The organism is Mesorhizobium sp. M4B.F.Ca.ET.143.01.1.1, assembly GCF_004792275.1.
GTDB lineage: Bacteria > Pseudomonadota > Alphaproteobacteria > Rhizobiales > Rhizobiaceae > Mesorhizobium > Mesorhizobium abyssinicae.
The window spans coordinates 164,745-184,292 of sequence record NZ_SRSR01000001.1 but is presented as its reverse complement, the minus strand read 5'-3'; the positions used below and the strand labels follow the sequence as shown (position 1 = coordinate 184,292).

The window sequence follows — 19,548 nt, the reverse complement described above, 5'->3', positions numbered from 1 at the left end:
TATCAGGCTAGGAGGGCCTTATAGGGAAGAGTTTTGGCGGATGTAACCCCGAAAATGAGGGATTAGGCAGTAGGGGAGTAGGGGAGTAGGGGAGTAGGGGAGTAGGGGAGGTTCAGGCACCCACTGCCTATTCCCTACTGCCTAACACCTATTCGCCCAGCGCAAGCTGGTCCGTGATCTCGAATCGCTCCGAGGTGCCGATCCGGATCATGTTGAGCGTGCCCTCGCGGGTGAAGCGGAATTCGTCCGCCGAGTCCGAACTGGCCGGGAAGCCGCCGTGGAAGGTGATGATGCGCGTGCCGCCATCCGGCCAGGCTACCGTGACGGCACTTTCGCCGCCCGTGTGCACCACGGTTACCTCGCAGCGGGTCATCGGCTGGCCGATATGGCGCGCGCAGGGGATGCCGCCGGCGGCATCGGGGGCGGGGCCGTCGGAAAGTCCTGCCGCCGATGATGTGAAGGCAAGGCCATAGGCATCCTGCATGGCCGTCCTGCCGATATCGGCGGCGGAGCGCGGCGCCGCCGGGTCGGAGCCGCCGAGGCGCGCGGTGATGTCGGCGGCCGGTGCTTCGGGGAGTTGAGGCGCGCTGGCTTCGGTCGCCGGCGCGGCGGCATCATCGGGCGCCGGCGCCGGATTGTTCGGGGTCAGGTAGCGCGCGGGCGCCCAGCCACCGACGCGAGGGTTCTCGGTGTCCTCGACCTTGCACCAGGGATTGCCGTTGACTTCGTTGCAGCCGAGATTCTTCACCGCCGCCCCGCCGGGCAGGCGCGCCTGGATCTTTCCGGTCGCCGATGCGGTGGCGCGGATGTTGAGCAGGTCGTCCGGCGCGAGGCCGCTGACGATGGAAATGATGGTGCCAGGCGCGTCCTCGGCCACGGCCGGCGAGGCGGCCAGCGGCAAAGCGACGGCAATCAGTGCCTGCAGCGTCGATCGGAGCGTAACTCTGCGCTTCATCCTTCGGCCATGGGCATGCACGTTCCAAAGCGCGACCGACTCAAGCGCGCCACCTCAAGCCGAGGCGGTTATAGGAGACGATATGGCGCGACGTCATCTGAAACTTGGCGGTGACGGGGCGTGCCGCCGCTCAGTCCGGCATGAAGCCGGTTCTGAGCGCATGCGCCCATTCCGGCCGTCCCGCCTGTTCGGCCTGCCTGGCCGCGGCCTCGTGGTCGTAGTCGACGGCGATGGCCTCGAAGCGGTCGGGGCGGCCCTGCTCGCCGAGTTCGACGATGCCGTAGCGCGCATGCGGCGTCCCTTGCTCGGAAACATGCGCCGGCGGCGTGTCATCGTCATAGGCGGGGCAACCGATGCTGCCGGGGTTGAAGATGACCGGGCCGCCGGGGATGCGGATCAGCTCGGCGCGATGGCTGTGTCCGCACAGCACGATGCGGCAGGCGGGGTTGAGCGATTTCAGCCGCCGCCGGATCGCGGCCAGCGGCGCGCGCACCAGCTGGCCGTCGGTGATCGCATCGGCGAGATATTTCTCGTCATGGTCGGGGCGGGCGTGGAGGGCGACCACGCCGGGCAGGACCTCCAGCGTCAGCGGCAAGGCCAGCAGCGCCTCGCGCTGCAACCCCGTCAGCCGTCCCTGGGCGTAGCGGTCGGACGGCCACATCGTCTCGTCGGCGGGGTCCTGCGCCACCCGGCGGTCATGGTTGCCGCGCACGGTGGGCAGCTTGAGCGCCTGCAGCCGTTCCATCGTCTCGCGCGGCCAGAGCGGGCCGGAGACGCAGTCGCCGAGATTGACGGTGATATCGGCGCCGCCGCGATGCTTGAGGTCGTCGAGCACGGCGTCCAGCGCCAGCAAATTGCCGTGGATGTCGGCGAGAACCGCAATGCGCATCAGGCGCCGATCTCGATCTCGGCGGCGCCGACCATGGGCAGCGCCTTGTCGTCACCGGCGGCGGCAATGACACTGTCGAGCAGGCCGGGGAAGCGGCGGTCGAGGTCGTCGCGGCGCAGCGTGATCATGCGGTTGGTGCCGACCGCTTCGGTGCGGGTGACGCCGGCCTCGCGCAGCTTGGCCAGGTGATAGCTGAGGTTGGTCTTGGAGCCGAGATCGAGGAACTTGCTGCAGTTCATCGGCACGCCTTCCTTGCTCGCCAGGAAGCATACGATGGCAAGCCTGGTCGGGTCGCCGAGCACGGCGAGCACGATCGGCAGGCTGATCTGGTCAGCGTTGGGATGGGGCAAGGTCATCCCCGGGAATTAAGCACAATCCGGGCCGATTTCAACGCGTCTCCTTCTGCGGCGGGCGCAAACGATCCGTTGATCGCGGACCCTGTCCTGACACAGTGCTGTCAGCAGGGGTCAGCTATTTTCCCTTGGCTTCATTGACATCATGCCCTGCCATGTCCAATTGTTCAATAACTTTTGAACTAAAGGACACTCCCCATGGACAAGCGGATCTTCTGGCTTGCGCTCGGATCGTTCGCGATCTCGACCGAAGGCTTCGTCATCTCCAGCCTTCTGCCCGACATCGCAGCCGATGCCGGTATCTCGATTCCGCTCGCCGGGTCGCTGATCACCGCTTTCGCGCTCGCCTATGCGTTCGGCACGCCGATCCTGGCCACGCTGACCGGCGAATGGGACCGGCGCCGCGTCATCCTGTGGACGCTGGTGTTCTTCGTGCTCGGCAACATCGTTGCGGCGCTGAGCTCGTCCTTCGAACTGCTGCTGATCGCACGCATCATCATGGCTCTGTCTTCCGGCCTGTTCGCCGCGACCGCGCAAGGCACGGCCGTGGCGCTGGTCGACGATCATCACCGGGCGCGCGCCATCGCCGTCGTCGTCGGAGGCACCACGGTGGCGGTTGCCGTCGGCGCGCCGCTCGGCGCGCTTGTCGCGGCCGTCGCCGGCTGGCGCGGCACCTTCTTCGCCATTGCCGGGCTCGGCGCGCTGGCCGGCGCGATCCTGTGGTGGCGGCTGCCGCGCGGCATCATCGGCACCAGGCTCCCGCTCAAGGCGCGGTTGGCGGCGGCGCTTCGGCCCGGCGTGATGCCGATCCTTTTGACCACCGCCCTGGCGCTGGTCGGCGCGTTTACCGTCTTCAGTTTCATCGCGCCGCTGGCCATCCAGAGCGGCGGCTTGAGCCCGCTGGCGCTGCCCGGCATGCTGCTCGCCTTCGGCGCCGGCGCCGTCATCGGCAACATCGCCGGCGGGCAGGCCGCCGACCGCTTCGGCGCGACTCGCACCGTCGCCTGGTCGCTGGCGCTGAGCGCTGCCATGCTGGTCACCTTCTCGCTGATCCCGACCTTGCTGCCGCAGCACATCGCCGGGCCGGCGCTGATGGCGATGATGGTGCCGTGGGGCATCGTCGGCTGGGCCTTCCCGCCGGCGCAGGCGAGCCGCATCATCAAGCTCGCCCCGGACGCCGCCCCGATCGTGCTCTCGCTCAACGCCTCGGCGCTCTATCTCGGTGTGGCGCTGGGCGCGGTTGTCGGGGGCGCGGTGCTGCGCTTCGGCGTGCCGGCCGATCTCGGGTTGGTCGCGGCGGTGTTTCCGATCGTGGGCCTGGGTATCGTGCTGGCCGGCCGGGCATTGGCCCGCCCGGTCGCAATGCCGGCCGAGTAGCCGCTGCAAAGCTAGAGCATGATCCCGAAAAGTGGGAACCGATTTTCGGAAAAGATCATGGTCCAACAAAGAATTAGATCAGGACGACGATTCAACGAAACGTCATCCTGATCTGGATTGGCGGCCGCTTCTTCAGCGCGAGGAAGCGGCCGCCGGCATTTCCAGATCGAGATCAGCCACCGCGTCCAGAGCCGCGCGCAGCTTCGCCGCCTGCTCGGCGCCGACCTTGTCCTCGAACTGCTGCTGCGCCGCGCTCCACAGCCTGATCGCCTCGTCGAGTTTGACGTTGCCCTGCGGCGTCAGCCGCACGCGCTTGACGCGGCGGTCGTCCTTGTCGGCGAAAGTCTCGACATAGCCGTCGCGGATCAGCGGCTTCAGCGTGTGCCCGAGCGCCGAGAGGTCCATGATCAGCGCCTCGGCGATGGCGCCCATCGCCGGCTCGCTGCTGACATGGATCTGAAAGAGCAGGCCGAACTGCGTGCCCTTCAGGCCCGATGGCGCCAGCGCGTCATCATAGAAGCGGCCGAGGCTCCGCGCGGCACGCCGCAGCGTGGCGTTGTTGCAGCGGCTGAATCCTGGCTTCTGGGCTTCGGTCATGTTCGCTCCTTGGCGGCGAAAAGCTGCGCCGGCCTGCCGCAAAAATAGTTTTTGCCGCCTCCGTTGACAAGATAGTGGCATATACCTATTTCGGCAAAAGTGGCATATGCCACTAAGTGAAATCGGAGGTTATCGGCGAGTGACATGGTCGTCGTCGCCGAACCAGAGCGAAGCGAACAAAGGAGCAGGACAATGAGCACGAAGGACAACAAGGGCACGGCCGTGATCACCGGCGCCTCGTCGGGCATCGGCGCGGTCTATGCCGACCGGCTGGCCGGGCAGGGCTACGATCTGGTGCTGGTGGCGCGGCGCGCCGACCGCCTGCAGGAGGTGGCGGACAGGCTGGCCTATGCCTATGGCCGCAAGGTCACGACGATTGTCGCCGATCTCGCCGACGACAGCGACCTGCGCCGGGTCGAGCAGGCGATCGCGGCCGACGAGAGCGTGACGCTGCTGGTCAACAATGCCGGCATGGGCGGCATCGAGACGGTCGCCGACGCCGATGCCGACGCGGCCGAGAGCATGATCAAGGTCAATGTCGTTGCCTTGACGCGTTTGACCCGCGCGGCGCTGCCGGGGCTGCTGGCGCGCAATCGCGGCGCCATCGTCAACATCGCCTCGGTGGTCGCCTACGGCATCGCGGTTGGCGGCATCTACAGCGGCACCAAGGCCTATGTCGTCAACTTCACCGAAGCGCTGCAGAAGGAGGTCGCCGGCACCGCGGTGAGGGCGCAGGTCGTGCTGCCCGGACCGATCCGCACCGAGTTCTGGGACGCCTCCGGGATCAGCCTCGACAGGATCAACCAGGACTGGGTGATGAGCGCCGACGACCTGGTCGACGCCGCCCTTGCCGGCCTTGCCCAGGGCGAGACCGTCACCGCGCCCGGACTTGCCGATCCGGCCGGTCTGGACACCTATCTCGGCGCGCGGGACCAGTTCTACGGCAGCCTGTTTGCCGGCAAGCCGGCGACGCGCTACGCGGTCTAAGTCCCAGTCGTCTGGCGGCCAGCCTGAGTGTTGTTTTACCCAATTCCGGACGGAAACCGCTGCGCACGTTTCCTGGAATTGTTTAGACTGGCCGCCACATCTGCAGGATCGAGGCGGCCAGCAGCAGGCCAAGCACGATGTTGAGGGCGCGCCACTGCCGCTCGGTCTTGAGCAGCCGGGCGAGCAGCGCGCCGGCCACGCACCACAGCGACAGCGAGAACGCCGCGGCAAGGCCGAACACCGCGCCGAGCAGCAGCGCGAGCCGCAAGGGTCCGTCGGCAAGCGCTGCGAAGGATGCGGCGGCGCCCAGCCCCATCGCCCAGCCCTTGGGGTTCATCCACTGAATGCCGGCGCCACCGAAAAAGCTGTTCGGCCTGGCCATGGACACGTCGAGATTGGGCGGGCCGCTGCGGCCGATCTTGACTGCCAGCCAGATCAGATAGAGCGAGCCCGCGATCTTCATCGCCAGCTGCAAGGACGGCACGGCGGCGAGCAGCCCGGCAAGCCCGGCGGCACCGGCCGCCGCCACCGTGGCCAGGCCGGCGGCGCTGCCGGCCATCAGCGGCACGGAGCGGCGAAAGCCAAACTGCGCGCCGGAGGCCGTCGACAGCGTCGTGGCGATGCCGGGCGTCGAGGTGGAGATGAGCGCGAACAGGACGAGAGGAAGGAGGGTTTCGGGCATGCAGGCTCCTTGCGCGGGAACTTGCATGCTAAAGCGCGCTTGGCATCAGTAAATGCAATGTTTGATATGACTTGCATTAGCATCTATAATGCCAAAATGATCCGCAATCTCGACACAGCGTTGATCCGAACCTTCGTCACCGTCGCCGACAGGGCCAGCATGACGGCGGCGGCCAATGCGCTCAATCTGACGCAAGGCGCCGTCAGCCAGCAAATCAAGCGGCTGGAGGACGTTCTCGGCTGCAGCCTGTTCGAGCGTGACCGGCGCGGCCTGCGGCTGACCCGCGCCGGCGAGCACCTGTTCGGCAAGGGCAAACGACTGCTCTCGCTCAACGACGAGATCTGGACCGAGATGGCCGGCAGCGCAGTCGCGGGCAGGGTACGACTCGGCGTGCCTTACGACCTTGTCGGCACGTTGCTTGCGCCGGTGCTGAAAGCCTACGCCGAAGCCCATCCGCAGGTCGAGATTTCGCTGGTCTGCGCGTCCTCGCCGGAGCTTGCGGCGGCGCTTGCGGCCGGAACGATCGATCTCGCCATCATCGAGGAACGAGCCGGCCCCACCGCCGGCGAATGCCTGCTCGTCGACCGGCTGGTCTGGGTCGGAGCGAGAGGCGGCTCGGCACGCCTGAAGCGCCCGCTGCCGGTGTCGATGGTGGCCGACACCTGCGCGTTTCGTCCGTCAGTGCTCGCTGCCCTCGGCGCGCATGGGCTCGACTGGCGCACTGTGTTCGAGAACGGCAACATCGATGCCACGACCGCTACGGTCCGTTCCGACCTTGCCGTCACCACCTGGCTGGCATCGACCGTGCCCGCCGATCTCGACATCCTGTCCCTCGACACGAATCTGCCGGCCTTGCCGAATTTTTCGATCAACCTGTTTCTGCCGAAGCATGCCGTCGGACCGGCGGCACAAGCCTTCGCGACGCACATCCGCCAGGGTCTTGCCCGCTATCGTCAGGCGGCTTGAACGTCGCCGTCGCCGGGGCAGGCAGAGATCGCGAAGCGGCCGGGACTTTGTCAGCCCGTCCCGCCGCGGTGGCGACCGCCAATTGAGCGGCGAAGGCGCGCTTGAAGGCCGGCCGCGCCTCGGCGCGCCCAACATAAGCGGACAGATTCGGGTATTCGTCCAGCAATGCCGATCTGTTCAACCGGCGCAGCACTCCGACCATGATCAGGTCGCCGGCGCTGAATGCACCGTCGAGCCAGTCGGCATCGCCAAGACAACGGGAGAGATCGGCCAGCCGCTTGCGGATGCGATCGTCGACCAGGGGCAGGCGCTGCTCATGCCACGCGGCATCGCGCTCCAGAATGACGGCAGTTGCGCGCTCCATTATGGGCGGCTCCATCGTGTTGAGCGCCGCGAACATCCAGGTGATCGCGCGTGCCCGGGCATTTGCGTCCTCGGGCAGCAGGCCTGCATGGCGCTCCGCGATGTGGAAAACGATCGATCCAGATTCGAACAGCACGAGATCGCCCTCCTCATAGGTCGGAATCTGCCCGAACGGGTGACGCGCAAGATGCGCCGGTTCTTTCATCCCGTTGAACGAAACGAGACGGACCTCATAAGGTTGACCTACCTCCTCAAGTGCCCAGCGCACACGCATGTCGCGCGCCTGTCCCCTGCCGCCGTCGGGCGAGCGTTCAAAGGCGGTGATGGTTGGGGTCATTGGCAGGCTCCTGGTGATTGCCCGAGGCAAGGCTGCGTCTGGTCGTTGGTTGCGAATTTCTCAGACGATGAGGCGGCCGGAGAGTGGCCCGCGAGGTGATGCCACTCTCCGTTCGCTTGGCTACTTCCAGTTCCTGCGCCGTTCGATCTCCGCCTCGGAAGGCTCCTGCTGAGCAAAGGAGCCAGTGCGGACCTCGCCGCCGCGCTCATAGGTCGCCATGATGACGCCGGTGGTGGTGGCCTGTGACTTGACGAGCTTGAAGGCGGCCGGCATCGCATTGTCACCGAACAGCCGCTTGCCCTTGCCCAGCAGCAGCGGGAAGGTCATCAGCTTGATCTCATCGATCAGCCCGTTGGCGAGCAGCGTCTGGATCAGGTTGCCCGATCCCTGGATGAGCAGGTCGGGTCCGTCTTCCTGCTTGAGCTGCCCGAGCCTTGCGACGACATCGGACCCAAGCGGCTCGGTGTTTTCCCAGGTCAGCGAATCCGGGCGGTGCGTCGCCACATATTTGGTCGCAGGGTTGAAGGCATCTGCGATCTGATCCTTCTGGTACGGCCAATAGGCGGCGAAGATGTCGTAGGTTCGGCGGCCGAGCAGCAGGGCGAAGGGTTTGGAAAACAGGTCCTCCATGGCCACGCCGGCCACCTCGTCGAAATAGTGGAACGTCCAGCCGCCGAACTTGAAGCCGCCAACCGGATCCTCTTCCGGACCGCCGGGCGCCTGCATGACGCCGTCGAGGCTGACGAATGTGGCAGCGATGATCTTCCTCATTGGAACTCTCCCTTTTCGTGATCCGCGCCGTCGGGGCCGGATTTTGGCCAAGAGCGGCTCGGCGTTTCATGGAATCGCTGATCCGCTCTAAGTATTTGTTTTGACGCAATTCCGACCGGAAAACCGCTGCGCACTTTTCCTGGAATTGCTCTAAGGACGCCTGGACGGGCGTCGGCCCGACAGCGGCCGCAAAAGATTCTGCCGCTCAGCGCGCTCGTCCCCGCTGCCGTCGACGCCTCGCGACGAAAACCAGACGTCGCCGATGATGGCAGTGGCGGTGCGGTCCGGCGCCTTGTCGCTGATCAGCCAGATCGAGCGGCTGCGCGCCGCCTTTTCGCGATCGGGGATTTTCGCTGAGGGGTCCGTGGTCGATGCGCCGACGCAAGGGATGAACCACGAGCCCATGAACGGGCGGCAGGCAAAGCCGGATTCCGTGCTGGTCACCAGCACGGCCAGCGCGACGCGTTCGGCAGGGCGCCATGGGAAGACCATGCGGCCGCCCGGCTTCAGCGCCTTCAGCCAGGCGGCCGGAGGCGCTGCCACGCCGGCATTGACATAGACGATGTCGGACGGCGGCAGCGGGCTCGCGACGGCATTGCCGTGGATGACGGTCACGTTGCCAAAGGCGGCGAGGTTCTCCTCGGCCCGGGCGGCAAGTGCTGCGTCAAGCTCGAAGGCGATGACCGCGCCGGGCGCGACCAGCTTCGCCAGCAGCGCGGTGTAATAGCCGGTGCCGGCGCCGATATGGGTGACGACCTCCCCTGGCTTGGGCGCGACCTTGCCGATCCACATGGCGTGCAGGATGGGCTCGCCATTGTTGATGCCCTTGTCGGCATCGAGCGCCACCAGCACGTTCTGGTAGATGTGGGAGGGATCTGCGGTCGGCGTCTCGACCCTGCCGTCACCGGCGACGACGGTCCACGGCCCTGGCCCGAGAAAGGCCTCGCGCGGCACCGTGGCGAAGGCCTCCTCGAGGCGCGGATCGGCCGAGCCGGCATGGGCGGCCATCAGTCGGGCGTAGAATTGGCGGGCCTCGGCGGTTCCGGTCATGGTGGCTTGAGAAGATAGCGCGGCCCGCGGATTTGTCGCGGTGGCGCGGGTCCCCGGGCGTGCCGCGCCTGGAGGAATTCAGGCGGCACGCCTCAAGTCGCTTGCTTTCATGCATGTCGTCGTCCCAAACCGCAGCGCACTCTTGGGCGACGTGCATTGTTCTCAGCCGAAGCCGGCGATGGTGTCGTAGAGCAGCTTGAAATTGAGCACCAGGATGACGGCAGCGACGACCCAGGCGAGCATGGCGACCGCGCGCGGGATGGCGAAATTGCCCATCTTGTTCTTGTCGGAGACGAACTGCACCAGCGGAATGACCGCGAAGGGCAACTGCATCGACAGGATCACCTGGCTGAACACCAGCAGCTGGCCGGTGCCCCTCTCGCCGTAGAGCGCGGTGACTATCACCACCGGAACGATGGCAATGCCGCGCGTCAAGAGGCGGCGGGCCCATTGCGGGATGCGCAGGCGCAGGAAGCCTTCCATGACGATCTGGCCGGCAAGCGTCGCCGTGACCGTTGAGTTGAGGCCGGAGGCGAGCAACGCCACGGCGAAAAGGATCGAGGCGATGCCGAGGCCGAGCAGCGGCGACAAGAGCTCGGAGGCCTGGCCGATCTCGGCGACGTCCTGATGGCCGGTGCCATGGAAGGCCACCGCCGAAACGATCAGGATGGAGGCGTTGACGAACAGCGCCAGGACCAGTGCGATGGTCGAGTCGGTGGTCGCCCACTTGATCGCATCGCGCTTGCCCCGGTCGGTGCGTTCATAGGCGCGGGTCTGCACGATCGAGGAGTGCAGGTAGAGATTGTGCGGCATGACGGTGGCGCCGATGATGCCGATGGCAATGTAGAGCATCGCCGGATTGGTGACGATCTCGGGCGACGGCACGAACATCGAATGCAGGATCGAGCCGACCGGCGGCGCGGCGGCGAAGATCTGGATGGCGAAACAGCCGAAGATGATGATCAGAAGTGCGATGACGAAGGCTTCGAGATAGCGGAAGCCCTTGTTCATCAGGAGCAGTACCAGGAAGGCATCGAGCGCGGTAAGCATGGCGCCGCCGATCAGCGGGATGCCGAACAGCAGCTGCAGCGCGATCGCCGTGCCGATGACCTCGGCGAGATCGCAGGCGATGATGGCCAACTCGCAGGCGATCCACAGCAGGAAGTTGACGGAGCGCGGATAGTAGGCGCGGCAGGCCTGGGCGAGGTCGCGGCCGGTGGCGATACCGAGCCGGGCGGCAAGCGCCTGCAGCAGGATCGCCATCAGGTTCGACAGCATGATTATGAACAGCAGCGTGTAGCCGAACTGGGCGCCGCCGGCGAGGTCGGTTGCCCAGTTGCCCGGGTCCATATAGCCGACGGAAACCATGTAGCCCGGGCCCATGAAGGCGAACAGGCGGCGGAACCAGATGCCGGTCTGCGGCACGGTGATGGAGGCGTTGACCTCACGCAGGCTGGGCTGTTCGTCCTCGTCAGGCCGGGCAAAACGCCACGCGGATCTGGATACGGCTTCTGCGTCGGACATCAGGGATTTCCGCTGGAAAGGGTCGAGGTTGGCCCTTATCTATGCCACGGCTCAACATTATGCAATAGGCTATATTTCATTGTTTATGCTTTTGCGACGACGCCAACGGGCGGAGCGACCAGGCTCCTGACCCCGTTGCGCCTGCCGCGGAATGCAAATAAACGGCCAGACCAGCCGGGCTCCGTGCTATGACTACGGGCCCGATTCAACGTTGTTTAGAGGAGCGCGCATTGGCGCTGAGGAACAGACCGGTTCGACGCGAAGAGCCGCTTCCGGACGCCGATGTCCATTCGGAGGGCTTCCGGCAGACGCGCGAAGCGCGCCGCAGCGCGCTCGTCGAGGACTATGTCGAGCTGATCGCCGACCTCATCGAGGATGGCAACGAGGCGCGGCAGGTCGACATCGCGGCCAGGCTCGGCGTCGCCCAGCCGACGGTGGCGAAGATGCTGACCAGGCTCTGCGCCGACGGACTGGTTTCCCGGAAACCCTATCGCGGCGTGTTCCTGACGGAGGCCGGCCGCAAGGTCGCGGAGGAAAGCCGCATCCGCCACCAGACCGTGGAAGCCTTCCTGCGCTCGCTCGGCGTCAGCGCCGAGACGGCGCGCATCGACGCCGAGGGCATCGAGCACCATGTCAGCGCCGAGACGCTCGAAGCCTTCCGCAAGGCGATGATCGCGCCGCGCTGAGCCTCGTCAGCCGCCGTGCTTGGCGGGCGAAACCCCGGAACCCCGATACGTCCAGAACGTTGCTCTTCGGCGCGATAGCCGCGCCAGGGAGGAAGAGATGGGCGTTGAACAGGCACCGACCGCAAAGGGCAAGCAGGCCGCAAAGGGACTGAGACAGGCGGCGGCGAAAGACGAGCGCAAGACCGAAGCCGAGACCGGCCGTCCGCTGAAAAAGGGCGCGGCGCGTTTCGAGGAGCGCTCGAAAAGTTCCGACGGCAAGAGCGCCGGCAGCAAGCAGAAGCCTTGAAGATTCCAGCCGGCGCGTTCATTCCTCGGTGTCCTGCACCCAGCTGCGTGGATGGCCGTCGACGCGGAACTGGAAGATGAAATAGGGCGGGATGCAGGTGCCCTTGCCGGGCTTGGCCTCGGCCAGGTCTTCATAGCCGGCGGTGCAGATATAGTCCTCGCGGCAGGGATGCGTCTTGTCGCAGGCGCGCAGGCCGGCGGTCTTGGTGAATTCCCTTGTGCAATATTTGTGGTCCTTGCCGGAGCCGATGCAGTCGTTGAAGCCGGTCTTGGCGAGCCGCCCGCAGCTCGCATCGTCGGGCAGCTTGTCGCAACTGGCCTTACGCAGCATGCCGCCCGGAAAACCGCCGGTCTTCTGCTCGGGGTTGTCGTAGCGCTGGCGCGCCGCGCCATAGCCGGCAAGCTTGATCGGCGGCTTCTTGTCCCTGGCCGGGTCGATGGCGCAGGCTTTCGCCGTCGCCGGCGAGAGGCGGCAATACTGGTCGCTGCCCCATTTCGACATCCTGATCTCGCCGAACTCGACGGGGTCGCCGACCGCGGTTCCGGCCTCGCTGACGCAGGTGCCGAAGCCCGGATGGATGGCGCTTTCGTGGACGCCGGCGCAGCGCAGGCCTTCGCCGCAGGTCCAGTCCTTGAAGCTTTCATCCGTGCCGCGATAGCAGATCGAGCCCCAGCCATTGTAGAGGTCGGTGCCTTTCAGGGCGTCGGCGAATTTCGCATCCGGACGGGCGGCGAAGCCCTTGCTGAAATGGGGATGCTCGCCGGCGGCGAACTGCTCGACGATGGCCAGGCGGCGCGGCAGGTCGGCGAAGAAGACCGCCGAGCCCGGCACGAAAACTGCGTTGCGCCGCGGCTCGCTGGCCGGATCGGCGCCGGTGTAGTGGAAGCCGGCGATGCCGTGGGTCTGGTGGCAGCCGGTGCAGCTCATCTCGTTGAGGCGCAGATTGAAGCCGGCCACCGACTTTATGGTGCGCAGCGCGTTGCCCCTGGCGACATAGTCCTTCAGCGCCTTGTCGACGGCGGCATCATCGAGCAGGCCATAGGCGATGTTGTTTTGCGAGCGCGCCATGCCGCCCGGCGCCACCGAGACGGCGCTGGTCGCCAGGAATTTTTCGTCGACGATCAGCCGGCCGCGATCGAGATCGTAGATGTTGCGGTCGGTGAGCAGCCATTTGGCGAAGGCCTGCCGGTCCGCCAGCACCGTCTTGCGCTCGATCTGGTTTTCCATCCGCGATTCCTGGAAGGTGGCGGTGGCCGGATCCCATTTGAAGATCTTCAGCAGATATTCGGCGTGGCCGCCGAAATCGCGGCGCGTCGAGGCCGACAGGCGCAGAACCTGCATGTTGAGCTCGAGCCGCATGATCTGCGAGGAATTGAGCATGGCGCCCGACAGCGGGCCTTCGTCGGAGCGCAGCCAGGCCGCAAGCTGCTCGGGCGCAAGGTCCTTCCCGCCGGCCGCCAGCCAGCGCCTGGCGACGTCGGCGCAGGACCCATCGGCGGCGCGCGGGCGATCCTTGGAGGCGCGCCCCGTCGCGGCCGTCGGCTTGGCGTTGAAGACCAGGCTCATCGTCAGCGGCAGCCGCGAGGAGACCCGCTCTCCGGGCTTTTCCTCGACCGAATAGTGGAAACGGTAGATCAGCCGGATCTCGCCGCATTCGGTGTGGCCGAGATAGCCGCGATCCATGCGGTTGACGACGCCGGTGAGGTCCAGCGTCGAGCCGTTGTCGTCGATGTATTTCGGATTGAACTTCTGGCTCGTGTCCTTGGACTTGGCCAGCCCCGCGACATAGGGATCGGGACTTGCCGCGGGCTCGTCGGCGATCTCCTGCTTGACGGCATTGCGCACCGGGGTCAGCGCGCGCACCGAAAACAGGCCGCGATTGTCCACATCGCGCGTCAGGCCGATCGCCGGGCCCAGCAGTCGGCTGATCGACAGGCCGCCGCGCTCGAGCGCCTGCAAGGTCGCGGGATCGGTGACGGCGACGCTGGAATCGAGCGTGGCGGCAGGCGCCGCCCCAGCGCCGAAAGCGGCCAATACCAGCAGAAACAGGAAACGGCCGATCGTCCGCAAGCGCCCCTCGCATCCCCTTGTCCGGCGCCATGCTACAGGCCTTGCGCCGCCCATTCCAGCGCCGGTTTGCGAGCGAAAAATGCTGTGACTTGCTGCAACCATTGGGATAATTGTTTGTTGGGTCTGATTGGCACCAGGATGCCTGCCTGGCCGTTTGGAAATTCGCATCGCGAGGAGTTGCCATGCTCTGGAGAGGCCGCCGTCAGAGTGACAATGTCGAGGACGAGCGCAGCGACACGGGTGGCGGCGGCGGATTCGGCGGCGGCAGCCCGGGCCAGTTCCGCATCCCGATCGGAGGCCGCACCGGCGGCGGCTCAAGCATCTTCATTGTCATCCTGGTTGTGCTCGCCGGCTGGTATTTCGGCTTCGATCCGTCACAGATACTGGGCGGTGGCGACAGCGGCGGCCAGATCACCGACGACAGCGGCAGCGAAGGTGGCGGCGCCGGGGCGCCGGCTTCCGACGAGATGAAGCAGTTCGTCTCGACCGTGCTTGCCGAAACCGAAGACACCTGGAAAGGCATCTTCCAGGCCAACGGCCTGACTTACGAAGATCCGAAGCTGGTGCTGTTCAGCAGCCAGATACGCTCGGCCTGCGGCTTCGCCTCGGCTGCGGCCGGACCGTTCTATTGTCCGGGTGATCACAAGGTCTACCTCGACATGACGTTCTTCCAGCAGCTCGACCAGCAGTTCGGCGCTTCCGGAGAGTTTGCCCGGGCCTATGTGATCGCGCATGAGGTCGGCCACCATGTGCAGAACCTCACCGGCATCCTGCCCAAGTTCAACAACATGCGGCAGGGGATGAGCGAGGCCGACGCCAACCACATGTCGATGCAAGTGGAACTGCAGGCCGATTGCTTCGCCGGTGTCTGGGCGCATTACACCGCGCAGAAGGGCATTTTGGAACAGGGCGACATCGAGAGCGCTCTCAATGCCGCCAAGCAGATCGGCGACGATACGCTGCAGAAGAAGATGCAGGGCTACGTGGTGCCGGAAAGCTTCAACCACGGCACGTCGCAGCAGCGTCAGACCTGGCTGGCGCGTGGCTACAAGAGCGGCAAGCTCTCGGACTGCGACACGTTCAACAATCCGATCTGAGGCGGCGCATCGGGGTTCCTGCTGCGGCGATCGGAAGCGGCCATCGCGGCAACTGATGTCAGGATGAGGCAGTTGCCGTCGTTCCCTCATTGTTCTTGGTGGCGGGCTCGCCTATAAGGTGCACCCGCCTTTGCTGCAAGGCGGCCGAGGAGCTTGACACCATCATGATCGACCCCAAGACCGCCAGGCGGGGCCTTGCGCTCGTTTTCACGACGCTGCTGCTCGACATTATCGGCTTCGGCATCATCATGCCGGTGCTGCCGGCCTACCTGCAGGAACTGACGGGAGTCGGCGTCAGCGAAGCGGCGATCGAGGGCGGCTGGCTGTTCTTCGCCTATGCGGCGATGCAGTTCGTGTTCGCTCCCGTCATCGGCGGGTTGAGCGACCGCTTCGGACGGCGGCCGGTGCTGCTTGCCTCCGTGCTCACCTTTTCGATCGACAATCTGATCTGCGCCATCGCCTGGACCTACCCGATGCTGTTCATCGGGCGCCTGCTGGCCGGCATCTCCGGCGCCAGCTATTCGACGACCTCCGCCTTCATCGCCGACATCTCGACCGATGAGAACCGGGCGAAGAATTTCGGCCTGCTCGGCATCGCCTTCGGCGTCGGCTTCGTCATTGGCCCGGTCCTGGGCGGGCTGCTCGGCACGTTCGGGCCGCGCGTGCCGTTCTATTTTGCCGCCGGGCTTGCGTTCGTGAATTTCCTGATCGCGCTGTTCCTGCTGCCGGAGACGCTCGACGACAAGCATCGCCGCCGCTTCGAGTGGAAACGCGCCAACCCGGTCGGCACGCTCATCCAGATGCGCAACTACCACGGCATCGGCTGGATCGGCCTAGTCTTCTTCCTGATGACCCTCGGACACATGATGTACCCGGCGGTGTGGTCGTTCGTGTCCAATTATCGCTATGGCTGGAGCGAGCAACAGATCGGCTTCTCGCTCGGCGCCTTCGGCCTGTGCGGCGCGATCGTCATGGCCACCGTCCTGCCGCGCGTCATCCCGAAACTCGGCGAGTGGAGGACGGCGGCGATCGGCCTGACCTTCACCGCGCTCAGCGCCTTCGGCTATGCCTTCGCCTCGCAGGGTTGGATGATCTATGCGGTGATCGTCGTCGGCTGCCTGGAGGCGCTGGCCGATCCGCCGCTGAGAAGCCTTGCCGCGGCCAAGGTTCCGCCTTCGGCGCAGGGCGAACTACAAGGGGCGATGACGTCGATCTTCTCGATCACCTCGATCATCACACCGCTGCTCTACACGGGGATCTTTTCCTGGTTCACCGGGCCGAGCGCGCCGGTCGTGTTCGGCGGCGCGCCCTATCTGCTGGGTGCGGTCTTCCTCACCCTGGCGGTGATCGTCTTCGTCACGAAAGTCGCCAAGCCGACGCCGAAGGAGGTCGAGCGCATGCACGCGCAGGAGGCCGTGACCGATCCGGCTTGAGAAGTTTGAACTGCTAGACGCGTTCGGCCAGCGCCGGCTCGCCGCGCTTCTCGCGGATGAGATTGACGAAGCGGCGGAACAGATAGTGCGAATCCTGCGGGCCGGGCGAGGCCTCGGGGTGATGCTGGACCGAGAACACCGGACGGCCGGTCAGCGCGATGCCGCAGTTCGAGCCGTCGAACAGCGAGACATGGGTCTCCTCGACGCCTTCCGGCAGCGAGTCGGCGTCGACCGCGAAACCATGGTTCATCGAGACGATCTCGACCTTGCCGGTGGTGTGGTCCTTGACCGGATGGTTGGCGCCGTGATGGCCCTGATGCATCTTGGCGGTCCTGCCGCCCAGCGCCAGCGCCAACATCTGGTGGCCAAGGCAAATGCCGAACACCGGGATTTCGGTCTTGAGCAGGTCCTGGATCACAGGCACCGCATAGTCGCCGGTCGCTTCCGGATCGCCGGGACCGTTGGAGAGGAAGATGCCGTCCGGCTGCATGGCGAGGATTTCCTCGGCGCCGGTCTTGGCCGGCACAACGGTGACCTTGGCACCGAGGCCGGCGAGCAGGCGCAGGATGTTGCGCTTGACGCCATAGTCGATAGCAACGACGTGCAGCGACGGCTCGGCCTGCTCGCCAAAGCCTTCGTTCCAGACCCAGGGCGTCTCGCGCCACACCGACGACTGGCCCGAGGTGACCTCCTTGGCGAGGTCGAGGCCGATCAGGCCCGACCAGGCGGCGGCGCGCCGCTTCAGATCGTCGAGGTCGAAGACGCCGTCCGGCGCATGCGCGATGACGGCATTGGGCATACCCTTTTCGCGGATCAGCGCGGTCAGCGCGCGCGTGTCTATGCCCGAAAGCGCGACGATGCCGCGCTTCTTCAGCCACTGGTCGAGATGGCCGGCGGCGCGGTAGTTGGACGGGTTGGTGACATCGGCCTTGAACACGGCGCCGACGGCGCCGGCGCGGGCGGCCGGGTTGAGGTCCTCGATGTCCTCGTCATTGGTGCCGATATTGCCGATATGCGGGAAGGTGAAGGTGACGATCTGGCCGGCATAGGATGGGTCCGTGAGGATTTCCTGGTAGCCGGTGAGCGCGGTGTTGAAGCAGACTTCGGCGACCGCCGATCCGGTGGCGCCGAGGCCGCGACCCTCGATGACGGTGCCGTCGGCAAGCACCAAAAGCGCGGTCGGCTTCTCGGTATTCCAAGGGGCAGTCGTCGTCGCCATGGCGGCACTCCTGTAAGGCTGCGTTACAGCGGGTCCGGGACCAACTGCGCAGCAAACGGCGCGGAGCAGCGATTTCTGCGGCTTCCGCGCGTCAATTCTTCTCGCTCATGCCGTTTTCCCAAAACCGCTGTGCACTTTTGGGCGGCATGAACTCATTGTCTCATGCAGGACCGAGTACATAGGCGAAGGCGCCAAAGCGGTCAATGCGGTGGCTGGAAACCGGTCCCGATTTTGTTTCTCCAGCAATATCAGGGGTTTGCCTGGATTTGCTTTGCGCGCGGGGCAAAGCTATTGTCCGCGCCGTTCGAAGGAGAGAGCACGATGCGCGAAAAAATCGCCGAATCCCTGAAGAGCGCGATGAAGGCGCAGGACAAGCACCGCTTGCCCACTCTGCGGCTGATCCAGGCCGCCATCCACGACCGCGACATCGCCAATCGCGGCGCCGGCAAGCCGGCCGCGAGCGAAGAAGAGATCCTGCAGATCCTGGCCAAGATGGTGAAGCAGCGCGAGGAATCGGCGAAGGCTTTCGAGGACGGCAAGCGGCCGGAACTGGCCGCGCAGGAGCGTGGCGAGATGGAGATCATCCGCGGCTTCCTGCCGACGCAGCTCGACGATGCCGCCGTTACGGCTGCGGCACGCGAGGCGATCGCGGCGACGGGCGCCGCCAGCCAGAAGGACATGGGCAAGGTGATCGGCGCGCTGAAGCAGAAATATGCCGGCCAGATGGATTTCGGCAAGGCGAGCAGCATCGTCAAAGGGCTGCTGCAGTAACCTGCGCTCGCCCGCTTCACTGGTGAGGCGGCCTCACGACCCCTTGCAGATCGGCAGCGGCTGCGGCGGCGGCGCCGGATGGTCCTTCTTGTACTGGGCAATGATCGGCTCGAGGGTCTTCCTCGGCCAGAATTTCGGCCTGCCGATATCCTTCAGGCAGGATGCGTTCCAGTAGGCGCCCGAACCGGCACGGCCGCTCGCTACGGCGGCGATGTCTCGCGATTCCGGATAGATGTAGAGCGTCGTCGGGTTGCCCTTGACCATCGCGATGAGCTGCGCGGCATCGGTTGCCGACCAGCTGGTGCAGCCATTGCTGCGGCCGCCGGCATAGTCCACCAGCTTGCCGAACGGCACCATGCCGTCATGGTCGGCGTAGGAGCTGTTGGGGTTCTTGCGCAGGCACATGCCGCGCAGCACCTGGGCCGCGTGGCCGCCAATCACGCGCTGCCTGGCATTGGCGGCTTCGCCTTCGCCGTCGAACTGGATGAAGGTGCGCAGGAAAGCCGTGTCCCGTCTTGCGCCGGTGCGATAGAAGCCCTTGAATGAGGTTTTCGCCTCGCGGGTCATGTAGGCGCCGCCGGCGGTCAATTCCGAATCCATCGCATTGCCGAAGTTCCTGGCGCATCGTCTTCCGTTTGAGAAATCGACGGTGCCTTTCAGGTTGCGGCCGCCGCCGTGGCCGGACGAGATCGCGCGAAACGACTGGCTGGCTTCGCAGATGATGTAGTAGCGGCGCCCCAGCACGCCGTTGCCGAGATCGCCGGGACGCGTCGCATCCATCGCGAAGTAGCAGGGGTTGTTGACGGCGCCGGCGGCGACTTTTTTCAGGTAAAGCGCGCGCGCCCGCTCCAGAACGACTTCTGCGATCTGGCCATCGCCCTCGCCAACATGGGCCTGCAGCCAGGCCGGAATGCCGGACGGTTGCAGGGCGGCGAAAGATCGAGGCGAAGCCGTCAAGGTGACGACAATGGCAAAGAGGCTGAGGATAGCTACACCCAGCGGAACAGATCTCAACCGCACCGGCTCACCCCCGTCAACGCATTGTGTCTTGCGATGAATCACCTGGAGCCGATCATAAAAGGTCTCGCGCCGATCTGCGAAACACTTCTAGTTTAGCTGCCCCCCTCCAAGCCGG

General features: G+C 65.7%; 19 protein-coding genes and 1 pseudogene. 8 read left to right on the top strand and 12 right to left on the bottom strand.

Annotated features, from left to right (window positions below; translation table 11 throughout):
- Window positions 1-148: 148 nt before the first annotated feature.
- From EN786_RS00855 to EN786_RS00845, 3 genes are all read right to left on the bottom strand, one after another.
- Window positions 149-955: an SH3 domain-containing protein gene (locus EN786_RS00855; protein WP_127287083.1), complete on the bottom strand. Its 807-nt coding sequence runs from the start codon at window positions 953-955 to the stop codon at window positions 149-151.
- Between the two features lie 130 nt (window positions 956-1,085).
- Window positions 1,086-1,844 carry a metallophosphoesterase family protein gene (locus EN786_RS00850; RefSeq protein WP_127287084.1) on the bottom strand — a complete coding sequence of 253 codons (759 nt, stop codon included), beginning with the start codon at window positions 1,842-1,844 and terminating at the stop codon, window positions 1,086-1,088.
- A complete protein-coding gene (locus tag EN786_RS00845; RefSeq protein WP_127287085.1) occupies window positions 1,844-2,200 on the bottom strand; it encodes a helix-turn-helix transcriptional regulator in 357 nt (118 codons plus the stop codon). The genes EN786_RS00850 and EN786_RS00845 overlap by 1 nt, the downstream gene beginning before the upstream one ends.
- A 195-nt stretch (window positions 2,201-2,395) precedes the next feature.
- Between EN786_RS00845 and EN786_RS00840 the strand changes: the two genes are divergently transcribed.
- Window positions 2,396-3,574 carry an MFS transporter gene (locus EN786_RS00840; RefSeq protein ID WP_127309547.1) on the top strand — a complete coding sequence of 393 codons (1,179 nt, stop codon included), beginning with the start codon at window positions 2,396-2,398 and terminating at the stop codon, window positions 3,572-3,574.
- Between the two features lie 132 nt (window positions 3,575-3,706).
- Here EN786_RS00840 and EN786_RS00835 read toward each other — a convergent pair whose 3' ends face one another.
- Window positions 3,707-4,171 (bottom strand): MarR family winged helix-turn-helix transcriptional regulator, encoded by a 465-nt coding sequence (locus EN786_RS00835; RefSeq protein ID WP_135907912.1) that lies wholly within the window; start codon window positions 4,169-4,171, stop codon window positions 3,707-3,709.
- Window positions 4,172-4,363: 192 nt separating this feature from the next.
- On the opposite strand from EN786_RS00835, the gene EN786_RS00830 reads away from it, so the two are divergent.
- Window positions 4,364-5,158, top strand: coding sequence for an SDR family oxidoreductase (locus tag EN786_RS00830; RefSeq protein WP_127309545.1), 795 nt, complete (start codon window positions 4,364-4,366; stop codon window positions 5,156-5,158).
- An 82-nt stretch (window positions 5,159-5,240) separates the two neighbouring features.
- On the opposite strand, the gene EN786_RS00825 is transcribed toward EN786_RS00830, so the two are convergent.
- Window positions 5,241-5,840, bottom strand: a complete 600-nt coding sequence (locus tag EN786_RS00825) for a LysE family translocator (protein ID WP_127309544.1) — start codon at window positions 5,838-5,840, stop codon at window positions 5,241-5,243.
- A gap of 96 nt (window positions 5,841-5,936) precedes the next feature.
- On the opposite strand from EN786_RS00825, the gene EN786_RS00820 reads away from it, so the two are divergent.
- A complete protein-coding gene (locus EN786_RS00820) occupies window positions 5,937-6,806 on the top strand; it encodes a LysR substrate-binding domain-containing protein (protein ID WP_127309543.1) in 870 nt (289 codons plus the stop codon).
- A gap of 61 nt (window positions 6,807-6,867) precedes the next feature.
- On the opposite strand, the pseudogene EN786_RS00815 reads toward EN786_RS00820, so the two are convergent.
- From EN786_RS00815 to EN786_RS00800, 4 genes and pseudogenes are all read right to left on the bottom strand, one after another.
- Window positions 6,868-7,506, bottom strand: a pseudogene (locus tag EN786_RS00815) (glutathione S-transferase family protein); the annotation flags it as partial.
- A gap of 120 nt (window positions 7,507-7,626) precedes the next feature.
- The gene (locus EN786_RS00810) at window positions 7,627-8,277 is read right to left on the bottom strand and encodes a dihydrofolate reductase family protein (protein WP_127309541.1); all 651 of its coding nucleotides are present in this window, start codon (window positions 8,275-8,277) and stop codon (window positions 7,627-7,629) included.
- Between the two features lie 150 nt (window positions 8,278-8,427).
- Entirely contained in the window at window positions 8,428-9,327 is a 900-nt protein-coding gene (locus EN786_RS00805) for a protein-L-isoaspartate O-methyltransferase (RefSeq protein WP_127309540.1), read from the bottom strand.
- 162 nt (window positions 9,328-9,489) lie between these two features.
- Complete coding sequence (locus tag EN786_RS00800) at window positions 9,490-10,851, bottom strand: Nramp family divalent metal transporter (protein WP_127286262.1); 1,362 nt, start codon at window positions 10,849-10,851, stop codon at window positions 9,490-9,492.
- A 230-nt stretch (window positions 10,852-11,081) separates the two neighbouring features.
- Here EN786_RS00800 and mntR point away from each other — a divergent pair, with 230 nt between their 5' ends.
- On the top strand, window positions 11,082-11,537 hold the full coding sequence (gene mntR, locus EN786_RS00795; protein WP_189340346.1) for a manganese-binding transcriptional regulator MntR: 456 nt from the start codon (window positions 11,082-11,084) through the stop codon (window positions 11,535-11,537).
- A gap of 97 nt (window positions 11,538-11,634) precedes the next feature.
- Window positions 11,635-11,823, top strand: a complete 189-nt coding sequence (locus EN786_RS00790) for a hypothetical protein (protein WP_127286260.1) — start codon at window positions 11,635-11,637, stop codon at window positions 11,821-11,823.
- 18 nt (window positions 11,824-11,841) lie between these two features.
- On the opposite strand, the gene EN786_RS00785 is transcribed toward EN786_RS00790, so the two are convergent.
- The gene (locus EN786_RS00785) at window positions 11,842-13,893 is read right to left on the bottom strand and encodes a hypothetical protein (protein ID WP_245478191.1); all 2,052 of its coding nucleotides are present in this window, start codon (window positions 13,891-13,893) and stop codon (window positions 11,842-11,844) included.
- A 182-nt stretch (window positions 13,894-14,075) separates the two neighbouring features.
- On the opposite strand from EN786_RS00785, the gene EN786_RS00780 reads away from it, so the two are divergent.
- A complete protein-coding gene (locus EN786_RS00780) occupies window positions 14,076-14,990 on the top strand; it encodes a neutral zinc metallopeptidase (RefSeq protein WP_127309539.1) in 915 nt (304 codons plus the stop codon).
- A gap of 164 nt (window positions 14,991-15,154) precedes the next feature.
- Window positions 15,155-16,423, top strand: coding sequence for a TCR/Tet family MFS transporter (locus EN786_RS00775; protein ID WP_127284894.1), 1,269 nt, complete (start codon window positions 15,155-15,157; stop codon window positions 16,421-16,423).
- Window positions 16,424-16,436: 13 nt separating this feature from the next.
- Here the strand turns inward: EN786_RS00775 and carA are convergent, their stop codons facing one another.
- The gene (gene carA, locus EN786_RS00770; RefSeq protein WP_127309538.1) at window positions 16,437-17,642 is read right to left on the bottom strand and encodes a glutamine-hydrolyzing carbamoyl-phosphate synthase small subunit; all 1,206 of its coding nucleotides are present in this window, start codon (window positions 17,640-17,642) and stop codon (window positions 16,437-16,439) included.
- A gap of 321 nt (window positions 17,643-17,963) precedes the next feature.
- Here carA and EN786_RS00765 point away from each other — a divergent pair, with 321 nt between their 5' ends.
- Window positions 17,964-18,413, top strand: a complete 450-nt coding sequence (locus tag EN786_RS00765) for a GatB/YqeY domain-containing protein (protein ID WP_127284896.1) — start codon at window positions 17,964-17,966, stop codon at window positions 18,411-18,413.
- Between the two features lie 33 nt (window positions 18,414-18,446).
- Here EN786_RS00765 and EN786_RS00760 read toward each other — a convergent pair whose 3' ends face one another.
- Entirely contained in the window at window positions 18,447-19,433 is a 987-nt protein-coding gene (locus EN786_RS00760) for a hypothetical protein (RefSeq protein ID WP_127284897.1), read from the bottom strand.
- Between the last annotated feature and the right edge of the window lie 115 nt (window positions 19,434-19,548).

Coding starts and splice junctions, on each gene's coding strand:
- EN786_RS00855 (WP_127287083.1), bottom strand. CDS start 955: ATGAAGCGCAGAGTTACGCTCCGATCGACGCTGCAGGCACTGATTGCC.
- EN786_RS00850 (WP_127287084.1), bottom strand. CDS start 1,844: ATGCGCATTGCGGTTCTCGCCGACATCCACGGCAATTTGCTGGCGCTG.
- EN786_RS00845 (WP_127287085.1), bottom strand. CDS start 2,200: ATGACCTTGCCCCATCCCAACGCTGACCAGATCAGCCTGCCGATCGTG.
- EN786_RS00840 (WP_127309547.1), top strand. CDS start 2,396: ATGGACAAGCGGATCTTCTGGCTTGCGCTCGGATCGTTCGCGATCTCG.
- EN786_RS00835 (WP_135907912.1), bottom strand. CDS start 4,171: ATGACCGAAGCCCAGAAGCCAGGATTCAGCCGCTGCAACAACGCCACG.
- EN786_RS00830 (WP_127309545.1), top strand. CDS start 4,364: ATGAGCACGAAGGACAACAAGGGCACGGCCGTGATCACCGGCGCCTCG.
- EN786_RS00825 (WP_127309544.1), bottom strand. CDS start 5,840: ATGCCCGAAACCCTCCTTCCTCTCGTCCTGTTCGCGCTCATCTCCACC.
- EN786_RS00820 (WP_127309543.1), top strand. CDS start 5,937: ATGATCCGCAATCTCGACACAGCGTTGATCCGAACCTTCGTCACCGTC.
- EN786_RS00810 (WP_127309541.1), bottom strand. CDS start 8,277: ATGAGGAAGATCATCGCTGCCACATTCGTCAGCCTCGACGGCGTCATG.
- EN786_RS00805 (WP_127309540.1), bottom strand. CDS start 9,327: ATGACCGGAACCGCCGAGGCCCGCCAATTCTACGCCCGACTGATGGCC.
- EN786_RS00800 (WP_127286262.1), bottom strand. CDS start 10,851: ATGTCCGACGCAGAAGCCGTATCCAGATCCGCGTGGCGTTTTGCCCGG.
- EN786_RS00790 (WP_127286260.1), top strand. CDS start 11,635: ATGGGCGTTGAACAGGCACCGACCGCAAAGGGCAAGCAGGCCGCAAAG.
- EN786_RS00780 (WP_127309539.1), top strand. CDS start 14,076: ATGCTCTGGAGAGGCCGCCGTCAGAGTGACAATGTCGAGGACGAGCGC.
- EN786_RS00775 (WP_127284894.1), top strand. CDS start 15,155: ATGATCGACCCCAAGACCGCCAGGCGGGGCCTTGCGCTCGTTTTCACG.
- carA (WP_127309538.1), bottom strand. CDS start 17,642: ATGGCGACGACGACTGCCCCTTGGAATACCGAGAAGCCGACCGCGCTT.
- EN786_RS00765 (WP_127284896.1), top strand. CDS start 17,964: ATGCGCGAAAAAATCGCCGAATCCCTGAAGAGCGCGATGAAGGCGCAG.